The 15277-nt window shown below is 66.3% G+C and carries 16 protein-coding genes; 7 read left to right on the top strand and 9 right to left on the bottom strand.

The features are described 5' to 3' along the window. Positions 1 to 57 precede the first annotated feature (57 nt). Together ypfJ and OZN62_RS00845 are read left to right on the top strand one after the other, a co-directional pair. A complete protein-coding gene (ypfJ, locus tag OZN62_RS00850) occupies positions 58 to 918 on the top strand; it encodes a KPN_02809 family neutral zinc metallopeptidase (RefSeq protein ID WP_269100754.1) in 861 nt (286 codons plus the stop codon). Further along, a complete protein-coding gene (locus tag OZN62_RS00845) occupies positions 881 to 1534 on the top strand; it encodes a hypothetical protein (protein WP_269100752.1) in 654 nt (217 codons plus the stop codon). Before ypfJ ends, OZN62_RS00845 begins: the two co-directional genes overlap by 38 nt. On the opposite strand, the gene OZN62_RS00840 is transcribed toward OZN62_RS00845, so the two are convergent. Together OZN62_RS00840 and OZN62_RS00835 are read right to left on the bottom strand one after the other, a co-directional pair. Then, on the bottom strand, positions 1535 to 3352 hold the full coding sequence (locus tag OZN62_RS00840; RefSeq protein WP_269100748.1) for a M56 family metallopeptidase: 1818 nt from the start codon (positions 3350 to 3352) through the stop codon (positions 1535 to 1537). It abuts the gene before it with no gap. Beyond that, on the bottom strand, positions 3349 to 3744 hold the full coding sequence (locus OZN62_RS00835) for a BlaI/MecI/CopY family transcriptional regulator (protein WP_269100746.1): 396 nt from the start codon (positions 3742 to 3744) through the stop codon (positions 3349 to 3351). The genes OZN62_RS00840 and OZN62_RS00835 overlap by 4 nt, the downstream gene beginning before the upstream one ends. A 155-nt stretch (positions 3745 to 3899) precedes the next feature. Between OZN62_RS00835 and OZN62_RS00830 the strand changes: the two genes are divergently transcribed. The 3 genes from OZN62_RS00830 to OZN62_RS00820 are packed head-to-tail and all read left to right on the top strand — an operon-like array spanning position 3900 to position 6251. Further along, a complete protein-coding gene (locus tag OZN62_RS00830; RefSeq protein WP_269100738.1) occupies positions 3900 to 4439 on the top strand; it encodes a sigma-70 family RNA polymerase sigma factor in 540 nt (179 codons plus the stop codon). After that, positions 4436 to 5062 (top strand): DUF1109 domain-containing protein, encoded by a 627-nt coding sequence (locus tag OZN62_RS00825; protein WP_269100737.1) that lies wholly within the window; start codon positions 4436 to 4438, stop codon positions 5060 to 5062. Before OZN62_RS00830 ends, OZN62_RS00825 begins: the two co-directional genes overlap by 4 nt. A 13-nt stretch (positions 5063 to 5075) precedes the next feature. Beyond that, a complete protein-coding gene (locus OZN62_RS00820) occupies positions 5076 to 6251 on the top strand; it encodes an alpha-hydroxy acid oxidase (protein WP_269100735.1) in 1176 nt (391 codons plus the stop codon). Between the two features lie 56 nt (positions 6252 to 6307). Here OZN62_RS00820 and creD read toward each other — a convergent pair whose 3' ends face one another. Continuing rightward, the gene (creD, locus tag OZN62_RS00815) at positions 6308 to 7723 is read right to left on the bottom strand and encodes a cell envelope integrity protein CreD (protein WP_269100734.1); all 1416 of its coding nucleotides are present in this window, start codon (positions 7721 to 7723) and stop codon (positions 6308 to 6310) included. Between the two features lie 119 nt (positions 7724 to 7842). On the opposite strand from creD, the gene OZN62_RS00810 reads away from it, so the two are divergent. Further along, positions 7843 to 8499: a peptidylprolyl isomerase gene (locus OZN62_RS00810; protein WP_269102195.1), complete on the top strand. Its 657-nt coding sequence runs from the start codon at positions 7843 to 7845 to the stop codon at positions 8497 to 8499. A gap of 3 nt (positions 8500 to 8502) precedes the next feature. Here OZN62_RS00810 and OZN62_RS00805 read toward each other — a convergent pair whose 3' ends face one another. Further along, on the bottom strand, positions 8503 to 9762 hold the full coding sequence (locus OZN62_RS00805; protein ID WP_269100733.1) for an adenylate/guanylate cyclase domain-containing protein: 1260 nt from the start codon (positions 9760 to 9762) through the stop codon (positions 8503 to 8505). Positions 9763 to 9815: 53 nt separating this feature from the next. Continuing rightward, on the bottom strand, positions 9816 to 11126 hold the full coding sequence (locus OZN62_RS00800; protein WP_269100732.1) for a M20/M25/M40 family metallo-hydrolase: 1311 nt from the start codon (positions 11124 to 11126) through the stop codon (positions 9816 to 9818). Positions 11127 to 11253: 127 nt separating this feature from the next. On the opposite strand from OZN62_RS00800, the gene OZN62_RS00795 reads away from it, so the two are divergent. Next, entirely contained in the window at positions 11254 to 11877 is a 624-nt protein-coding gene (locus tag OZN62_RS00795) for a hypothetical protein (RefSeq protein WP_269100731.1), read from the top strand. A gap of 22 nt (positions 11878 to 11899) precedes the next feature. Here OZN62_RS00795 and OZN62_RS00790 read toward each other — a convergent pair whose 3' ends face one another. The 4 genes from OZN62_RS00790 to sdhC are packed head-to-tail and all read right to left on the bottom strand — an operon-like array spanning position 11900 to position 15158. Then, positions 11900 to 12517, bottom strand: a complete 618-nt coding sequence (locus tag OZN62_RS00790) for a LysE family translocator (RefSeq protein WP_269100730.1) — start codon at positions 12515 to 12517, stop codon at positions 11900 to 11902. Between the two features lie 15 nt (positions 12518 to 12532). Continuing rightward, positions 12533 to 14377, bottom strand: a complete 1845-nt coding sequence (gene sdhA / locus OZN62_RS00785) for a succinate dehydrogenase flavoprotein subunit (RefSeq protein ID WP_269100729.1) — start codon at positions 14375 to 14377, stop codon at positions 12533 to 12535. Further along, on the bottom strand, positions 14377 to 14766 hold the full coding sequence (gene sdhD / locus OZN62_RS00780; protein WP_269100727.1) for a succinate dehydrogenase, hydrophobic membrane anchor protein: 390 nt from the start codon (positions 14764 to 14766) through the stop codon (positions 14377 to 14379). Before sdhD ends, sdhA begins: the two co-directional genes overlap by 1 nt. Positions 14767 to 14777: 11 nt before the next feature. Then, a complete protein-coding gene (sdhC, locus tag OZN62_RS00775) occupies positions 14778 to 15158 on the bottom strand; it encodes a succinate dehydrogenase, cytochrome b556 subunit (protein ID WP_269100725.1) in 381 nt (126 codons plus the stop codon). Positions 15159 to 15277 lie beyond the last annotated feature (119 nt).

Genomic DNA, 15277 nt, shown 5'->3' with positions numbered 1-15277 from the left:
ACGCCTAGATGCGTTGGTCCAGTCCAAAAGGCATCGAGATTTGCGAGGGGAAGCAGCGTGCGGCTCAATCCATTCAATCCCGGCAGCATCAACGTGCGACGCGGCGGCAGCGGAGGCGGCGGGATGCCCGGTGGAAAACTGGGCTGCGGCGGTATCGCCATCGTCGTGATCGCGGCGCTGGTGTTCGGCGTGGACCCGGCACAGATGCTTGGCACGATGGAGCAGATGAACGCAGGCGCGGCACAGCAGCCCGCCTACTCCAGCGAAAGCGCGATGGAGATCTGCGACGACAACCAGTACTCGATGGAAACCTGCAACGCGCTGGGTTCGCTCAACCAGACCTGGGCGCGGCGTTTCCAGGAGGCTGGCGTGGGCAATCGCTTCCAGCAGCCGACCCTGACCTTCATCGAAGGCAATTCGGTCAATTCGGGCTGCGGCACCGCTTCGGCCGGCGTCGGCCCGTTCTACTGCCCGGCTGACCAGGGCATCTACATCCACACCGGCTTCTACGACCAGCTGGCGCAGATGGCCGGCAACGGCGGCGATTTCGCGCGGCTCTATGTCGTGGCGCACGAATACGGCCACCACATCCAGAACATTTCCGGCCTCGCCGGGCAGATCCGCAGCGCGCAGCAGCAAAACCCGCGTGCCAGCAACCAGTTGCAGGTGCGCATGGAACTGCACGCCGACTGCCTTGCCGGGGTCTGGGCCGGCCGGAATCGGAACCTCATCGAGCCTGGGGATTTTGAAGAGGGTATGGAAGCTGCCGCCGCCATCGGCGACGATCGCCTGACCGGCGGACGCGTGAGCAGCGAAAACTTCACTCACGGCACCAGCCGCCAGCGCATGGAAGCGCTACGGATGGGCATGGAGACCGGCGATGACAATCGATGCACCAACACCTATTTCCAGGCCTAGCCTGACGCGGCGGCTGGCCCCGCTGCTGGCCCTTCCGCTGCTGGTGTTCGCGGCTCCTGCCCAGGCGCAGGAAGACGTGACCGATACCAGCGTGGACGCCGCCGACGTGGCGCTGACCCCGCTCAGTGACCTGAACCTGGCGCGCGACCCGATCCCGCCGATCCTCCTGTGGGCACAGGAAAACCCCTATGCCAATCCCGGCGCGGCGGATTGCGAGGCCATCCGCGTGGCCATTGGCGATCTCGATGCCGTGCTGGGCGACGATGTCGACACCGAAACTCCCGAGCAGCGCAAGTTGACGGCGGGCGGCGTGGCGCAAAGCGTGGTCGGCATGCTGATCCCGTTCCGCGGCATCATCCGCGAGATTTCAGGGGCCAACAATCACGAATACGAGTTTCGCCAGGCGATCGTCGCCGGTCTGATGCGTCGCGCCTACTTGAAGGGATTGGGCGAAGAGCGGGGCTGCCCCTATCCGGCGCGCCCGATGCCGGCCGAGATGCTGGCAGACCTCAGCGAGGACGGTCAACTGGGTGAACCGGTTTCGCAGGACGAGGAATTCGTGGCAGCCGACGGGACGCGCTTCCGGTCGCGCCCCGTCGTCCAGTCAACCGATTGATCAGGCCCGGCCGGTTTCGGATTCGCAGTCGGCTTCGCTGACAGGCGGCGTCGGTGCCGCAGGCGGAGCCGGGGGCGCCGGGGGAGCGACTTCCCACACGACAGCCGGAGCCGGCGGTGCAGGCGGTGCAACGGGCGAGACCATCCGGCCCGACCAGCGCATGGCGACCGCCTGAGCGCGGGCATTGGGCGCCCGCTCACGGCGTTCCACCTTGGCCTCGATCCGGTGCAGCGTGTGGCGTTCGCGCTGCAGCTCCTCGATCGCGCGCTCCATTTCGCGCAGCGCTTCCTCGCGCATTTCGTCGGACAGTTCACGGTTGTTGCGCATTTCGCGCATCGCTTCGCGCATGCCTTCGATGGCGCTCTGGTTGATGAAGGACTGGCAAATCACCAGCGCGCGGCGACCGTTGCCAAGGTCGCGTTCGGCCACGCCGCTTTCGCCGACATCGTCGCAGCTCATTTCGATCTGCGGCATGAGGGCGGCCATCTCGCGGGCATGTTCGCCCATTTCCATGGCGTGCTCGGCCTGCTCCATCGCCTGCTCGACGATGATGCGGATCTCGCCTTCGCGAGCCTCCATGTCGGCTTCGAAGCGCTCCATCATGGCTTCGAATTCTTCTTCGTTGAATTCCTCGCCATCGCGCATGATCCGGCGCCGGACGATGCGGTGCTCGCCTTCCTCGCCTTCACCGGCATGGTCGGCATGGACGATGCGCATTTCGACGTGGCGCTCGTGCTCGCCGTCCTCGGTTGCATCGCCGCGCTCGATGCGACGCTCGATGCGGACGCGGCGCTCCCCGGTATCGGGATCGATGGTTTCGATGACCTGTTCGTCTTCCGGCGCGGGCGGCGCTTCGGCCTGCGCATAGGAAATCGACGCGGTCAGCGGCAGCGCCAGCGCGGTGGTGGTAATCGCGGCGATGCCAAGACGGCGTCGACGGCTCGAAACTTCGGACATTGTGAGGCTCCTCAAACGGTGGATTATCGATTTCTCGCCCAGCACCGGACAAGCCATCGGAGCCGCCAGCGCCATGTGCTCACCGGCGGCAAAGCCGGCAATCACCTGCGCGTAGGCAACCCTGTCTGACTGCTCACGGCCAGCGACGACGCGCGCATCGCAAGCCGCCTCCTGGTCCCTGCGCATTGCTCGCCAGCCCCACCAGGCGAGCGGATTGAACCAGTGCAGAGCCAACAGCGGCTGAGCCGCGATATTGGCAACGAGATCGTAGCCGCGATGGTGCGCAAGCTCGTGCGCAATCGCCATGTCGCGGGCGGTAATGTCGTAATGCGCCATGAAGGCGGGCGGCAGCGCGACGACCTTGTCGAACACGCCGAAGGCCACGGGGCCGGAGACGGCGGGTGTTTCCACCAGCCGCACCTTGCCGGCATCGCCGACCGGGATCGATTCCGCCAGCAGCTCGGCCCGCATCCGGTAGTATTCGCGAATGCGCCAGCCGAGGAACACCAGCGCCCCGCCCAGCCACAGCGGCAGCAACAGGTCGGTGACGGCAATGCCCACCACCGGCGCGGCGGCAGCGGTTTCGGCGGCGGCGACTGCCCCGGCCTCTCCCGGGTCGGAAATGATCACCATCAGCGGCTCTGTCGCCGAAGCGGCCAGCCGTTCCGGTTCTGCCGGGGCCATCCATGCGGGCAGCACGATCGGCGGCATGATGAAGCGCAGGAGGGGCAGCGCCCACAGCGCATAGGCCACCTGCGGGCCGCACCAGCGCGATACCGGGCGCCGCAGCAGCAGCACCAGCGCGATCAGCAGGCCGGTGTAGACAAAGGTGTCGACCATCCAGTCCCCAAAGCCGCTCATTTCTTCATCTCCTGCAGGAGGCGCTCGATTTCAGCGATATCGTCCGGCGTCAGGGCCTCGGCCTGAGCCAGGTGTGCCAGCAGCGGTGCGGCGCGACCGCCGAACAGGCGATCGACCAGCCGCCGCGACTCCCCGCCGACATAGGCGGAGCGGGCGATCAACGGGGTGTAGAGGTAACGGCGGCCGTCAGGCTGGGTGGCCAGGACACCCTTCTGCACCAGCCGGCTGAGCAGCGTCTTCACGGTCGGGATCGACCAGCCGCGTTCCTTGCAGACGGTCTCGCACACTTCGGCGGCGGTTTGCGGGCTGCGCTTCCACAGCGCTTCCATCACCGCATGTTCGGCTTCGCTGATGCGTTCCACGCCATCTTCGGATTCGGACTTCGCAGCCAACTCTACCTCCCTGATCGACTACGTTTGTAGCCATTACGATTACGTTTGTAATCTGAACGCTTGGTGAATTCAAGCTGACGGACACGATTGGCTGCGGATTTCCTGCCCTTAGGCCAACGGCGCATTTCGTGTAACCTTGCCGCAGGATGCAACGAATGGACGAGCAGGTGAACACCCCCGACGACTCGCTCGACCGCCTGATGGCGGCAGCGCGCGAGGGGGATTCGGCAGCCTATCGCCAGTTCCTGGGCGAAGCTGCCCAGCGTATCCGCGCCAGGCTGGCCAGCAAGATCGGTGCGAACAGCGAGTTGGAGGACCTGGTGCAGGAAAGCCTGATCGCCATCCATCAGAAGCGGCACACGCTCGACCCCGGTCGACCCGTTGCGCCGTGGATGTACGCGATCGCCAACTACAAGCTGATCGACCACTGGCGAAAACGCGGGCGCAGCCCGATCGTGCTGGATGACGAGGCCGACATGGCCGTCCCCGCCGATACGCTGGCTGGAGTGGACGTGGAGGCGCTGCTTGATCGCCTGCCCGAAGCCCAGGCCGAAGCCATCCGGCTGACCCATGTCGAAGGACTGACCAACCGCGAGGCCGGGGAACGTCTTGGCGTCGGCCTGTCGGCGATGAAGCTGCGCGTGCATCGCGGAATGAACGCGCTCAAGGCCATGGTGGAAGACAACCGCAAATGACCCCGACCGAAACCCTCATCGACCGCCTTTCCGAGAACGGCGCTACGGAGAATGGCCATCCCGTGCGGCAGTTCGTTGCGCCGTTGCTGGCGGTGATCGTGCTCTGCGCACTGGGCGTGGCCCTGGTGCTGGAAGGCGCCTTCGCCCCGGTCGCCGAGTTCGGCATCATGCCGCTGACGGTGAAGTGGGGTTTCTCGATCGCCCTGGTGGTGATGAGCGCCACCACGCTCTGGCTGCTGGGCCAGCCCGGCCGCAAGACCCGCAGCGCCATGGTGACGCTGGCGATCCCCTTCGTGCTCGTCGGCCTGCTGCTGGTGCTGGACCTGCTGGTGGCCAGGTCCACCTTTCCCGGCGCGACCTGGCGCACCTGCCTTGCCGCCATGGCGATCATGAGCCCGCTCGGCTTCGCCGGGGCCGTGGTTGCCACGCGCTGGCTGGCCCCCACCAACCTGCGCCGTGCCGGGCTTGCTGCCGGCATTTTCGGCGGCTCGGTCGCGATGACGGCCTATTCCCCCTACTGCCCGGAACTGGGCATGCTCTACATGGCGGTCTTCTACTGCCTGCCGATCCTTGCCATGGCAGGACTGGGCTGGCTGCTCGGCCCGAGATTGCTGCGCTGGTAAGGGAGCCACCGGGGTGAGGGACAGGAACGATTACAGCGTTCGACGCCTGTCGGACTGCCACAAGATCGCCGACTTTCGCGAGCTGGCGCGCCGTCGCCTGCCCTATCCGGTGTTCAACTATATCGACGGCGCCGCCGACGACGAGGCGACCAAGGACCGCAACACCGCCGCCTTTGCCGACGTGGACCTGGTGCCCGACGTGCTGGTGGGTGCGGACAAGCTGGACCTCTCCACGACCATCATGGGGCGCGAGACCGCCCTGCCCCTGATGCTCAGCCCCACCGCGCTGCAACGCCTGTTCCACTGGCAGGGCGAGCGCGCAGTCGCCGCCGTGGCGGAGAAGTACGGGCTGTGGTTCGGCATCTCCAGCCTCTCCACCGTCAGCATCGAGGAGGTCGGCCAGCGCTGGTCCGGCCCGAAGATGCTGCAATACTACTACCACAAGGATCGCGGCTTGAACGCCGCGCTGGTGGAGCGCGCCAAGGCCGCCAATTTCGATGCCATCACGCTGACCGTCGACACCATCGTCAGCGGCAACCGCGAACGCTGCAAGCGCACCGGCTTCACCACTCCGCCCCGGTTCACGCCGTCGAACGTGCTGTCCTACGCCGTGCATCCCGGCTGGGCGCTCAACTTCATGTTCCGCGAGAAGTTCGACCTGCCCAACCTCTCCACCCACGTGGAAGCGGGCAGCGGCAAGGCGATCTCGATCCAGGACTATTTCAACTCCATGCTCGACCCTGGCCTGAACTGGCAGGCGGCGGAACAGCTGCGCGACGACTGGGGCGGCAAGTTCTGCCTGAAGGGCATCATGTCGGTTGGCGATGCCCGGCGCGCGGCGGACATGGGCGTGGATGCCATCATGATCTCCAACCACGGCGGCCGCCAGCTCGACGGCAGCCGCGCCCCGTTCGACCAGCTGGCCGAGATCGTCGATGCCGTGGGTGACCGCGTGGAGGTGATCCTCGACGGCGGCGTGATGCGCGGCAGCCACGTGGTGAAGGCGCTCAGCATGGGCGCCCGGGCGGCCAGCGGCGGGCGGCTCTATCTCTATGCCCTGGCGGCTGCGGGCGAGGCCGGCGTGGACCGCGCGGTCAGCATCCTGCGCGACGAAATCACCCGCGCGATGCAGCTGATGGGCAAGCAGGACCTGGGCGAACTTTCGCGCGAGAACCTGCGCTTCCGATAGCAAGAGAGCCGGACCCTCGCAGGCCCGGCTCTCCTTGTTCGTCATTTCGAGAGGTCTCAGCTTTCGGCGTAGCCTTCCGCTTCCTCGCTGCGGCCCACGGCGGTCCAGTCGACCGAGCGGGTGGCGTACATGATCCCCGCCAGCGCGGCGAAGAGCAACAGCGAACCGATCACCAGCGAGTAGGTCTCGAGGTTCAGCAGCACGAACAGCAGCGCGTAGAGGCCGGCCAGCATCAGGCCGATGAAGCTGGCCCGGCGCCAGGTGCCCAGCACCGCCGCGCTGTAGGTGGTCAGCAGGCCGATGATCGCGGCCGAAGCGACGACATAGGCCAGAGCAAAGCCCCAGATCTCCGCGAAGGCCAGCAGCATGACGAAGAACAGCACCAGCCCCGCGCCGGTCAGCAGGTACTCGGCCGAGGCCACGCGCGCGCCGCCGACGATGTCGAACATCAGGAAGGCGGCGAAGGTGAAGCCGATGAACAGGAATCCGTATTTCACCGCGCGGTCCACCTGGCTGTAGAGATCGACCGGATCGACCAGCGCGATGGTGGCGACCATGCTGCCCTCGCCCACTGCCGGTGGCTGGACCACGACATCGCTGTCGTAGCGCACGGGTGCAGGCATGGCCGATGGCGGGCCGTCATCGGTCAGCGCCACCAGCCCGCGCCCCAGCGCGAGGTTGGTGATGCCGGGATAGACTGCCGTGAAGCCCTCGCCGCCGGTCTCGGTCGTCGCAGGATCGGGCAGGAAGGAGCCGGTGAAACTGGGGTGCGGCCAGGGCGAGGTGACGCGCCACTCGGTTTCGCCGCCGCGCGGGATCAGCGCCAGCGAGCGCGTGCCGCGCACGCCGTATTCCCAGCTCACCTCGAGCGTGCCCTCGCCATTCCAGTCGACGTTCGCGGAGAAGCCGGAACCACCGGTGGATGCCGGGCCGTTACCCGGTTGGAGTTGCAGCGCTTCGCCGCCCACGGTGACTTGCGCCCCGTCGGTAAGCCCGCGCGGATCGGACACGCCGAAGCGCAGTTCCGCCTGGTCGGTCAACAGTTCCTCCACCTCGACGCCCAGGCGCTCGAGGTCGGTCGGCAGGTCGAAGCTGGCCGTGCCCGCCATGCGCGACTGGTAGACCACGCTTTCGTAGATGGCGTAGCCCTTGCGGTCGGGGTCGATCGAGGTTTCCACCGACTGGCTGGTGGGGGAGACGAACAGCTGGCTGCGCATGGTGCGGGTGCGCTCCACCGCCGTGCCATCGATGATTTCCGCCTCGGTGGAGCGATAGGTGAAGGGCAGCACCAGCACCGGGCCGGTCACGGTCTGCGCCCCGCCCCAGCCCTGGGTGATCTGCGCCTGCGCGCGTTCGGACTGGCTTTCCCGGTCGTAGACCAGCGCGTAGACCAGCATAAGCGGCACGATCAGCACCGCCGCGACAAGGCCGGCCAGCAAGAGCTTCATGCCGGGGCTGCGTTCTCGTTTCATCGACTCGACTCCCTCATGGTGTTGCGATGAACCGTGCATTGTGAGCGACGAACTGAATGATGAGTGAACTCGTGCGCGCGTGCGTTGAAGCCGTCGAAATGTCCGGGCAGGATGGCGCGATGCTGAAACGAATCGCCCTTGCCGCGCTGGTTTGCCTTGCCTCCCCCGTCCAGGCGCAGGAAGTCATCGAAGCGGACGCGGAGGCGCAAGCCGAGTTCGAAACCACCGACGTCGTGCTGCAAACCACCATGGGCGACATCGTCATCGCGCTGGAGACCGAGCGCGCGCCGATCACCGCCGGCAATTTCCTGCGCTATGTCGAGGAGGATCGCTTCGACGGCACGGTGTTCTATCGCGCCATGCGGGTGGAATGGGGCGAGCAGCCCAACGGCCTGATCCAGGGTGGCACGCAATGGGACCCGGAGCGCGTGCTGCCCGGCATCGAGCACGAGCCGACCACCCTCACCGGCCTCAGCCATACGCGCGGCGCGCTGTCGATGGCCATGGGCGAGCCGGGTACGGCCAACGGCGATTTCTCGATCATGCTGGGCGACCAGACCGGCCTCGACGCCAATCCCGAAGCCGACGATCCGGTGTGGCGCAACGGCTATGCCGTGTTCGGCTACGTCAAGGAGGGGATGGACGTTGTGCAAGCGATCCATGCCGCGCCGATCGATCCGGAAAAGGGCGAAGGCTGGATGCAGGGGCAGCTGTTCGCCGAGCCGATCGAAATCGTCGAAGCCCGCGTGGTGGAGACCGAGGCTGCTGCCGAATAGCGCCTATTCGGGCATGATCACGCGGTAGATCTTCACCTCGCCCACGCCCTTCAGCGTCGCCAGTTCGGGTTCGCTGAAGTCCACTTCCTCGTTGGCGCCGTAATAGACGCTTTCGGACACGGCGATGCCGCCCGGATGGGCAATGCCCTCGATCCGGCTGGCGATGTTCATCGTGTCGCCCCAGTAGTCGTAGGCGAGCCGCTGCTGGCCGATTACCCCGCCCACCACCGGGCCGGTATGGATGCCCACCCGCACCTGCACGTCGATCTTGGTGCGGTCGGCATAGCGGCCGATCAAGTCGATCAGTTCGCAACCGAAGCGGATGGCGCAGCTCGCCCCGCTGTCGCCCGAGCCGTGACCGCCAGCCACCGCTAGGTAGGCATCGCCGATGGTCTTCACCTTTTCCACGCAGTGCTTCTCCGCTGCCTCGTCCGCCAGCAGGAAGATCTCGTTGAGCATCTTCACCAGCCGCCCCGGCGAGAGCGCCTTGGCGAGCTGCGAGAAACCGACGATGTCGACGAAGATCACCGATACGTCGGCAAAGGAATCGGCCACCGCCTCACCCTTGCGCAGCCGCTCGGCGACGTCCTGCGGCAGCACGTTGTGGAGCATTTCCTCGACCTTGGCCCGCTCCGCCTCCAGCGCGCGATTGGCCTCCCAGGTCTTCCGCGCGCGGCGGTCGATGTCCCAGTTCACGAAGGTCGCGAAGGTCAGGAAGGTGGTGAAGTTGGTGAAGGTATAGACCTTGGAGACGATCGAGCGGTCCGCCTCCAGCAGGAAGATCAGGTAGAGCGTCACCAGCGCGGCGGCCCAGATGAGGAAATTGCGCAGGGACGCTACAAAGCCAACGCTGGCGAACACCACCAGGATGCCCAGCTGCACGATGGCCATGCCGAAGCGCGAGATGCCGGTAATGTCCGCCTGCGCCGCCAGCGCCTCCAGCAGCATTACCATCGGCACCGCGAGCACGGAGAAGATGATGATATCGACCCACGGCCGTTCGACGTAGAAGCGCGTGTAGGTGGCGGCGAAGGTGGCGCCGAGCACGGCAATCATCAGTCCGGCGGCGATATTGTATTCGATTACCCCGTCGCGCGGGAAATGCATCGGGTTGAAGCCGATGTAGGTAATCAGCGTGGCGACCGCGATGGCGCAGAGGAAACGCGTCGCCGGGATGCGTTGGGTGCGCTCATGCACGACATAGGCCTGCTCGGCCTCTTTATCATCGAACCGGAAAGGCACGGCGCTTCCCCCCTTGGTCACGCGGTTGGGGGGAAGCTATCGAATGCGGCAGGCGTTGGCCAGCGCCGCGGAGCTTAATACTCTTCCTGCGCCAGGCGGCTCATCAGGATGGCCGCGCGCTGCGACTGGCGGGTGAGGCTGGTCAGGTCCAGGCTTTCCCCCGGCGCGTGGGTGCCGCGCCCGCTGGCGCCCATGCCGGCCAGCGCGTCGGTCAGCGGCGCGACGAAGCTGATGTCGGCCGCGCCGCGACGGATCGGGGCGATCGGTTCCTGCACCGCCAGTCCGAGGTCGGCATTCACCGCGTTGAGCCGCGCCAGCAGCGCGGCATTGCCCTCGGTCGGCGACATCGGCGGATAGCGGAATTCGACTTCCAGCGTGGCCTCGGTGCCCGGCAGGCCATCGGCGACGATCTCCTGCATCCGCGCCACCACGCGCTCGGTCTGTTCCTGCGAGATCGTGCGCAGGTCGCCGCGCGCCACGGCGCTGTCGGGGATGATGTTGGTCTTGCCGCTGGTGGTGGCCGAGAGGCCGTCCTCCGCCAGCACGGCGGGCGTGCCGCCGGCCACCAGACCGACGTTGAAGGTGAGGTTCTCCTCCGGCAGCTGGGTGCGGAAGGCATCGAGGATGCGCGCCAGTTCGTAGATCGCGCCGACGCTGCTGGCCGAGTGGAAGATGCCCGAGCTGTGTCCGGAGCCGGCGCTGATCCGCAGTTCCCAGCTGTTCGAAGAACGCCGCGCGGTCACGCCCATGTCACGCCCGTCGACGATGGAAAGCCCCTCGAATCCCAGCGTGACATCGGCCCATTCGCCAGCCGCCAGCAAGTCCGCCCGCGCCTCGGCAATCGGGTCGCCAACGTCTTCCTCGTCGCCGGTCAGCGCGACGACGATATTGGCGTCCTCCAGCGTTCCCGCCGCCTGCATGGCGCGCAGGGCGGAAAGGATGACGATGATGCCGCCCTTGTCGTCCTCGATGCCGGGGCCGGTGGCCACGTTGCCGTCGCGGGTGAAGTCCTGGAACGGGCTGTCCGGCTCGAACACGGTGTCCATGTGCCCGATCAGCAGCATGCGCGTGGAACCGGGCCGTCCCTCGTGCCGTGCGAACAGGTGGCCGGCCCGCCCGACATGCGACTGGTCGATGAACTCGACACTGAAGCCCAGCGCTTCGAACTCGGGCACCAGCATGTCCGCCACGGCGCGCACACCCTCATGGTTATGCGTGCCGGAATTCTGCACCACCAGCCGCTCGAGCAGCGCGACGTCGGTCTCGAAATGCTCCTCGACGGTGGAGACGATGGTCTCCTCGGCTGCGGAAAGCTGTGCGGCGGCAGGGGTGGAAAGGACCAGCGAGGCGGCAAGGCCCATGGTCGCGAGAATGCGGTTCGTCATGCCATCGAGATTGCACGGGTCGAAGGTGCGGGCAAGCCACCTTGCACTTGGAGCGCGCCTGGCGCGAGAACGGGACGGCGAGGCGTCCAGCTTGCCAGTGGCCAAAGCGACCTATACCGCTTGCTCCATGGGTACGCATAGATCAGCTACAGGACTGAATTTCCTGACAGCCGCAGGCGCGCTCGGGGTGGTCACCCACCTCGTGTTCTCGCCGCAACTCGATCCCGGCACCAGCTTCGGCGTGTTTGCCGCTTCCGAAGCCTTCTTCTGGCGTCTCAGCCTCGCCATCGGGGTGACGTTCCTGTTGCTGTGCGGGCTTGCCGCACAGTTCCGCAGCCTGTTCGACAGGATGGGGCGCTGGGGCAAGGCCACGCTGATGCTGGCCTTTGCCGGTACGGCGGTAACCTTCGCCCACGAATGGGGGCAGATCTTCTTCCTGCGAGAAGTGGCGCTGGTGGCACCGCAGGCGCTCGATACGCTGGAAGACCAAGCGGGCTTCAACCTGTTCGATCTCGAGTCCGCGATTGCGGCCTCGCTGTTCATGCTGGGCTGGGTAGCCTTCGTCATCGCCCTCTGGCGCAGCCGTGTGGTCGCAAGACGAGGTCCGCTGCTGGTCCTGGCCGGCTTCGTGCTGATCCCCGTGCTCACCCTGGCCCTTCCGGGCCTTTGGGGAGCAGCGCTCGGCAACGCCGTGCTCTGCGCGGGCTGGATGGTGCTGGGTTACGACCTCACCGGCGTTGCCGAGGAATAGCGGGAACGCGCCCTCAACTCCGCTACCACACCTTCGCCAGCATCCAGCCGGCGACTGCCAGCAAGGCCAGCGCCGAGAACAGGCGTACCGTCTTCTCTTCCGCCTTGCGCGCCACGACCGTGCCAAGATGCTCACCACCCAGCACCAGCAGGACATGGATGATCGTTGCGATCGCCACGTAGATGACGCTCAGCACCGTGTATTGCGGGACGAGGCCGTTATCGAAGTCGACGAAATTCGGCATCACCGTGATGAAGAACAGCGCCGCTTTCAGGTTCAGCACGTTGATGATCAGCCCGCGCCGGAAGAACTTCGCCGGATCGTCCTGTGCACCGCGCACCCAGCGCCCCCGTCGTGACGGCTCCCGCCAGGCATCCCAGGCGAGCCACACCATGAAGGCCACGCCTGCCAGGCAGATGGCCCGGAACAGCACCGGATAGTCGGCTACCAGCCGCGCGAGACCCGTCAAGGCGACAAGCGCCAGCAGGCTCAGCCCCAGCGCGATCCCCAGCGTTGCCGCAAAACCCGCCCGTTGCCCGTAACGGGCGCTGAGCATGGTCAGCCAGACCATGTTCGGCCCCGGCGTCAGCTCTATCAACAGGGCCGTCAGCGCGAAGGAAGCCGTTAGCGTCGACAGCACCGTGGTTAGCCGCCGCTAGTAGACCCGCTTCTTCGGCTTGATGTACTCCGCATCGTCGGTGAGCGTGTACTCGTGGACCGGGCGGTAGTCGATCTTCACCGCGCCGCCATTGCCGCCCCAGCCTTCGAACCATGCCGCGGTGTGCTTCATCCAGTTCGCATCGTCGCGATCCGGATAGTCCTCGTGCGCGTGGGCGCCACGCGATTCCTTGCGGTTCTCGGCGGAGTTCATGGTGACAACGGCCTGGGCCATCAGGTTGTCCAGCTCCAGCGTCTCGATCAGGTCGCTGTTCCAGATCAGCGAGCGGTCGTGGACTTTGATGTCCTGCATCCGCTTGTTGGTCTCGGCCAGCGAGCGCACGCCTTCGGCCATCAGCTCGCTGTCGCGGAACACGGCGGCGTGCTTCTGCATCGTCTGCTGCATTTCCTTGCGCACCTCGGCGGTGGAGGAACCACCATCGGCGTGGCGGAAGTGGTCGAGGCGACCCAACGCGAAATCGGCGCTGTCGGCAGGCAGCTCGTCGTGGCTCTGGCCCGGAGTGATCAGTTCCTTCAGGCGGAAGCCGGTCGCGCGGCCGAACACCACGAGGTCGATCAGCGAGTTGGAACCGAGGCGGTTCGCGCCATGGACCGAGACGCAGGCCGCCTCGCCCACGGCGAACAGGCCGGGCACGACATGGTCCGGATTGCCGTCGGGGCCGATGGTCACGACTTCGCCGTGATAGTTACAGGGGATGCCGCCCATGTTGTAGTGCACTGTCGGCGTGACGGGCAGCGGCTGGCGGGTCAGGTCGACACCGGCGAAGATCTTGCCGCTCTCGGTGATGCCCGGCAGGCGCTCGGCCAGCACCTTGGGATCGATGTGATCGAGGTGCAGGTAGATGTGGTCCTTGTCCGGACCGACACCGCGGCCTTCACGCATTTCCAGCGCCATCGAGCGCGAGACGACGTCGCGGCTGGCGAGGTCCTTCGCGGAAGGCGCGTAGCGTTCCATGAAACGCTCGCCTTCGGAGTTGGTGAGGTAACCGCCCTCGCCGCGCGCGCCCTCTGTAATCAGCACGCCCGCGCCGTAGATGCCGGTGGGGTGGAACTGCACGAATTCCATGTCCTGCAACGGCAGGCCGGCGCGCAGCACCATGCCGCCGCCGTCACCCGTGCAGGTGTGGGCGGACGTGGCGGTAAAGTAGCAGCGGCCATAGCCTCCGGTCGCCAGCACCACGCCGTGCGCGCGGAAGCGGTGGATCGAGCCATCGTCGAGGCACATGGCGATCACGCCGACGCAGCGACGGTTCTCACCCTCGCCCGCCATGATCAGGTCGATGGCGAAATATTCGATGAAGAAGTCCGCGTCGTACTTCAGGCTCTGCTGGTAGAGCGCGTGCAGCATGGCGTGACCGGTACGGTCGGCTGCGGCGCAGGTGCGCTGCACCGGCGGGCCTTCACCCATGTTCTGCATGTGGCCGCCGAAGGGGCGCTGGTAGATCGTGCCGTCCTCGTTGCGGCTGAAGGGCACACCGGCGTGCTCCAGCTCGTAGACCGCGGCGGGAGCTTCGCGCGCGAGATACTCGATTGCGTCCTGGTCGCCCAGCCAGTCGGCGCCCTTCACGGTGTCGTACATGTGCCACGACCAGTGGTCGGGCGAGTTGTTGCCCAGCGAAGCGGCGATGCCGCCCTGCGCCGCCACGGTGTGGCTACGGGTGGGGAACACCTTGGAGATGTTGGCGGTCTTCAGCCCGGCCTCGGCAGCGCCCATGGTGGCGCGCAGGCCCGAGCCGCCGGCACCCACGACGACCACGTCATAGGTGTGGTCGATGATCGGATAGGCGCGACCGTTGATTTCAAAAGTCTCTTTGCGGGCCATCAGGCGGCTCCTCCGGAGAAGGCAAGACGGGCAATGCTGAACAGGCCGAACGCGGCCCCGGCAAATGCAGCGAGGTTGAGGACGAGCATGGCGGCAAACTTGTTGCCCTCTTCATGCACGTAGTCCTCGATCACCACCTGCAGGCCCAGGCGGGCGTGCCAGAAGGTGCTGATCACCAGCATGGCCAGCATGAAGGCAGGCAGCGGCTGCCCGGCCCACTTGGCCATGCCGGCGTAGCTGTAGTCACCGGCGGTCGCCAGCGAGATGCCCAGAAACAGCACCGTCACCAGATTGCCGACGGCGGTGAAGCGCTGCATCACCCAGTGATGCGGCCCCTCGTGAGCCGCGCCCAGGCCGCGCACGCGGCCGATCGAAGTTCCGTTACCCATCGCTCAAGTCCTCAGCGAAGCAGGACGAAGGCCCAGAAGGCCACCGTCAGCACCACGCCCGCGATCATCGAGATCCACGAGAAGGTGCGATTCATGTCGAGTTCGTAACCGGCGCCGATATCCAGCACGAAGTGCCGCAGGCCGCTGCACAGGTGGTTGAAGAAGGCCCAGGTCAGGCCGATCAGCACCGCCATGCCATACCATTCGGTGGCGTGGCCGAGGAAGCTTTCGTAGGCTTCCGGCCCGCTGGCCAGCGCGCCCAGCCACCACAACAGCACGCCCAGGCCGACAATCGCCATCCCGTCGCCGGAAACCCGGTGGAGGATGGAGACGGCCATGTGCGGGCCCCATTTCCAGATTGACAGGTGCGGTGAGAGTGGACGGTTGGCCATGGCATATTCCGTTGGTTACGTTTGTGACGGCTGCTCTAGCGGATCGCGCGACTGAGGCAAGCGGACCTTGGCCCATAATCGCGCATTCCTGCGGCCTTTCCCCGCCTGTGACTGCCCGC

The sequence above is a fragment of the Aurantiacibacter sp. MUD11 genome (assembly GCF_026967575.1).
Classification (GTDB): domain Bacteria; phylum Pseudomonadota; class Alphaproteobacteria; order Sphingomonadales; family Sphingomonadaceae; genus Alteraurantiacibacter.
The sequence above is the reverse complement of the archived record's forward strand: the minus strand, read 5'-3'. Positions and strand labels throughout refer to the sequence as shown.

Coding starts and splice junctions, on each gene's coding strand:
- OZN62_RS00845 (WP_269100752.1), top strand. CDS start 881: ATGACAATCGATGCACCAACACCTATTTCCAGGCCTAGCCTGACGCGG.
- OZN62_RS00840 (WP_269100748.1), bottom strand. CDS start 3,352: ATGAGCGGCTTTGGGGACTGGATGGTCGACACCTTTGTCTACACCGGC.
- OZN62_RS00830 (WP_269100738.1), top strand. CDS start 3,900: ATGGACGAGCAGGTGAACACCCCCGACGACTCGCTCGACCGCCTGATG.
- OZN62_RS00825 (WP_269100737.1), top strand. CDS start 4,436: ATGACCCCGACCGAAACCCTCATCGACCGCCTTTCCGAGAACGGCGCT.
- creD (WP_269100734.1), bottom strand. CDS start 7,723: ATGAAACGAGAACGCAGCCCCGGCATGAAGCTCTTGCTGGCCGGCCTT.
- OZN62_RS00810 (WP_269102195.1), top strand. CDS start 7,843: ATGCTGAAACGAATCGCCCTTGCCGCGCTGGTTTGCCTTGCCTCCCCC.
- OZN62_RS00800 (WP_269100732.1), bottom strand. CDS start 11,126: ATGACGAACCGCATTCTCGCGACCATGGGCCTTGCCGCCTCGCTGGTC.
- OZN62_RS00795 (WP_269100731.1), top strand. CDS start 11,254: ATGGGTACGCATAGATCAGCTACAGGACTGAATTTCCTGACAGCCGCA.
- sdhA (WP_269100729.1), bottom strand. CDS start 14,377: ATGGCCCGCAAAGAGACTTTTGAAATCAACGGTCGCGCCTATCCGATC.
- sdhD (WP_269100727.1), bottom strand. CDS start 14,766: ATGGGTAACGGAACTTCGATCGGCCGCGTGCGCGGCCTGGGCGCGGCT.
- sdhC (WP_269100725.1), bottom strand. CDS start 15,158: ATGGCCAACCGTCCACTCTCACCGCACCTGTCAATCTGGAAATGGGGC.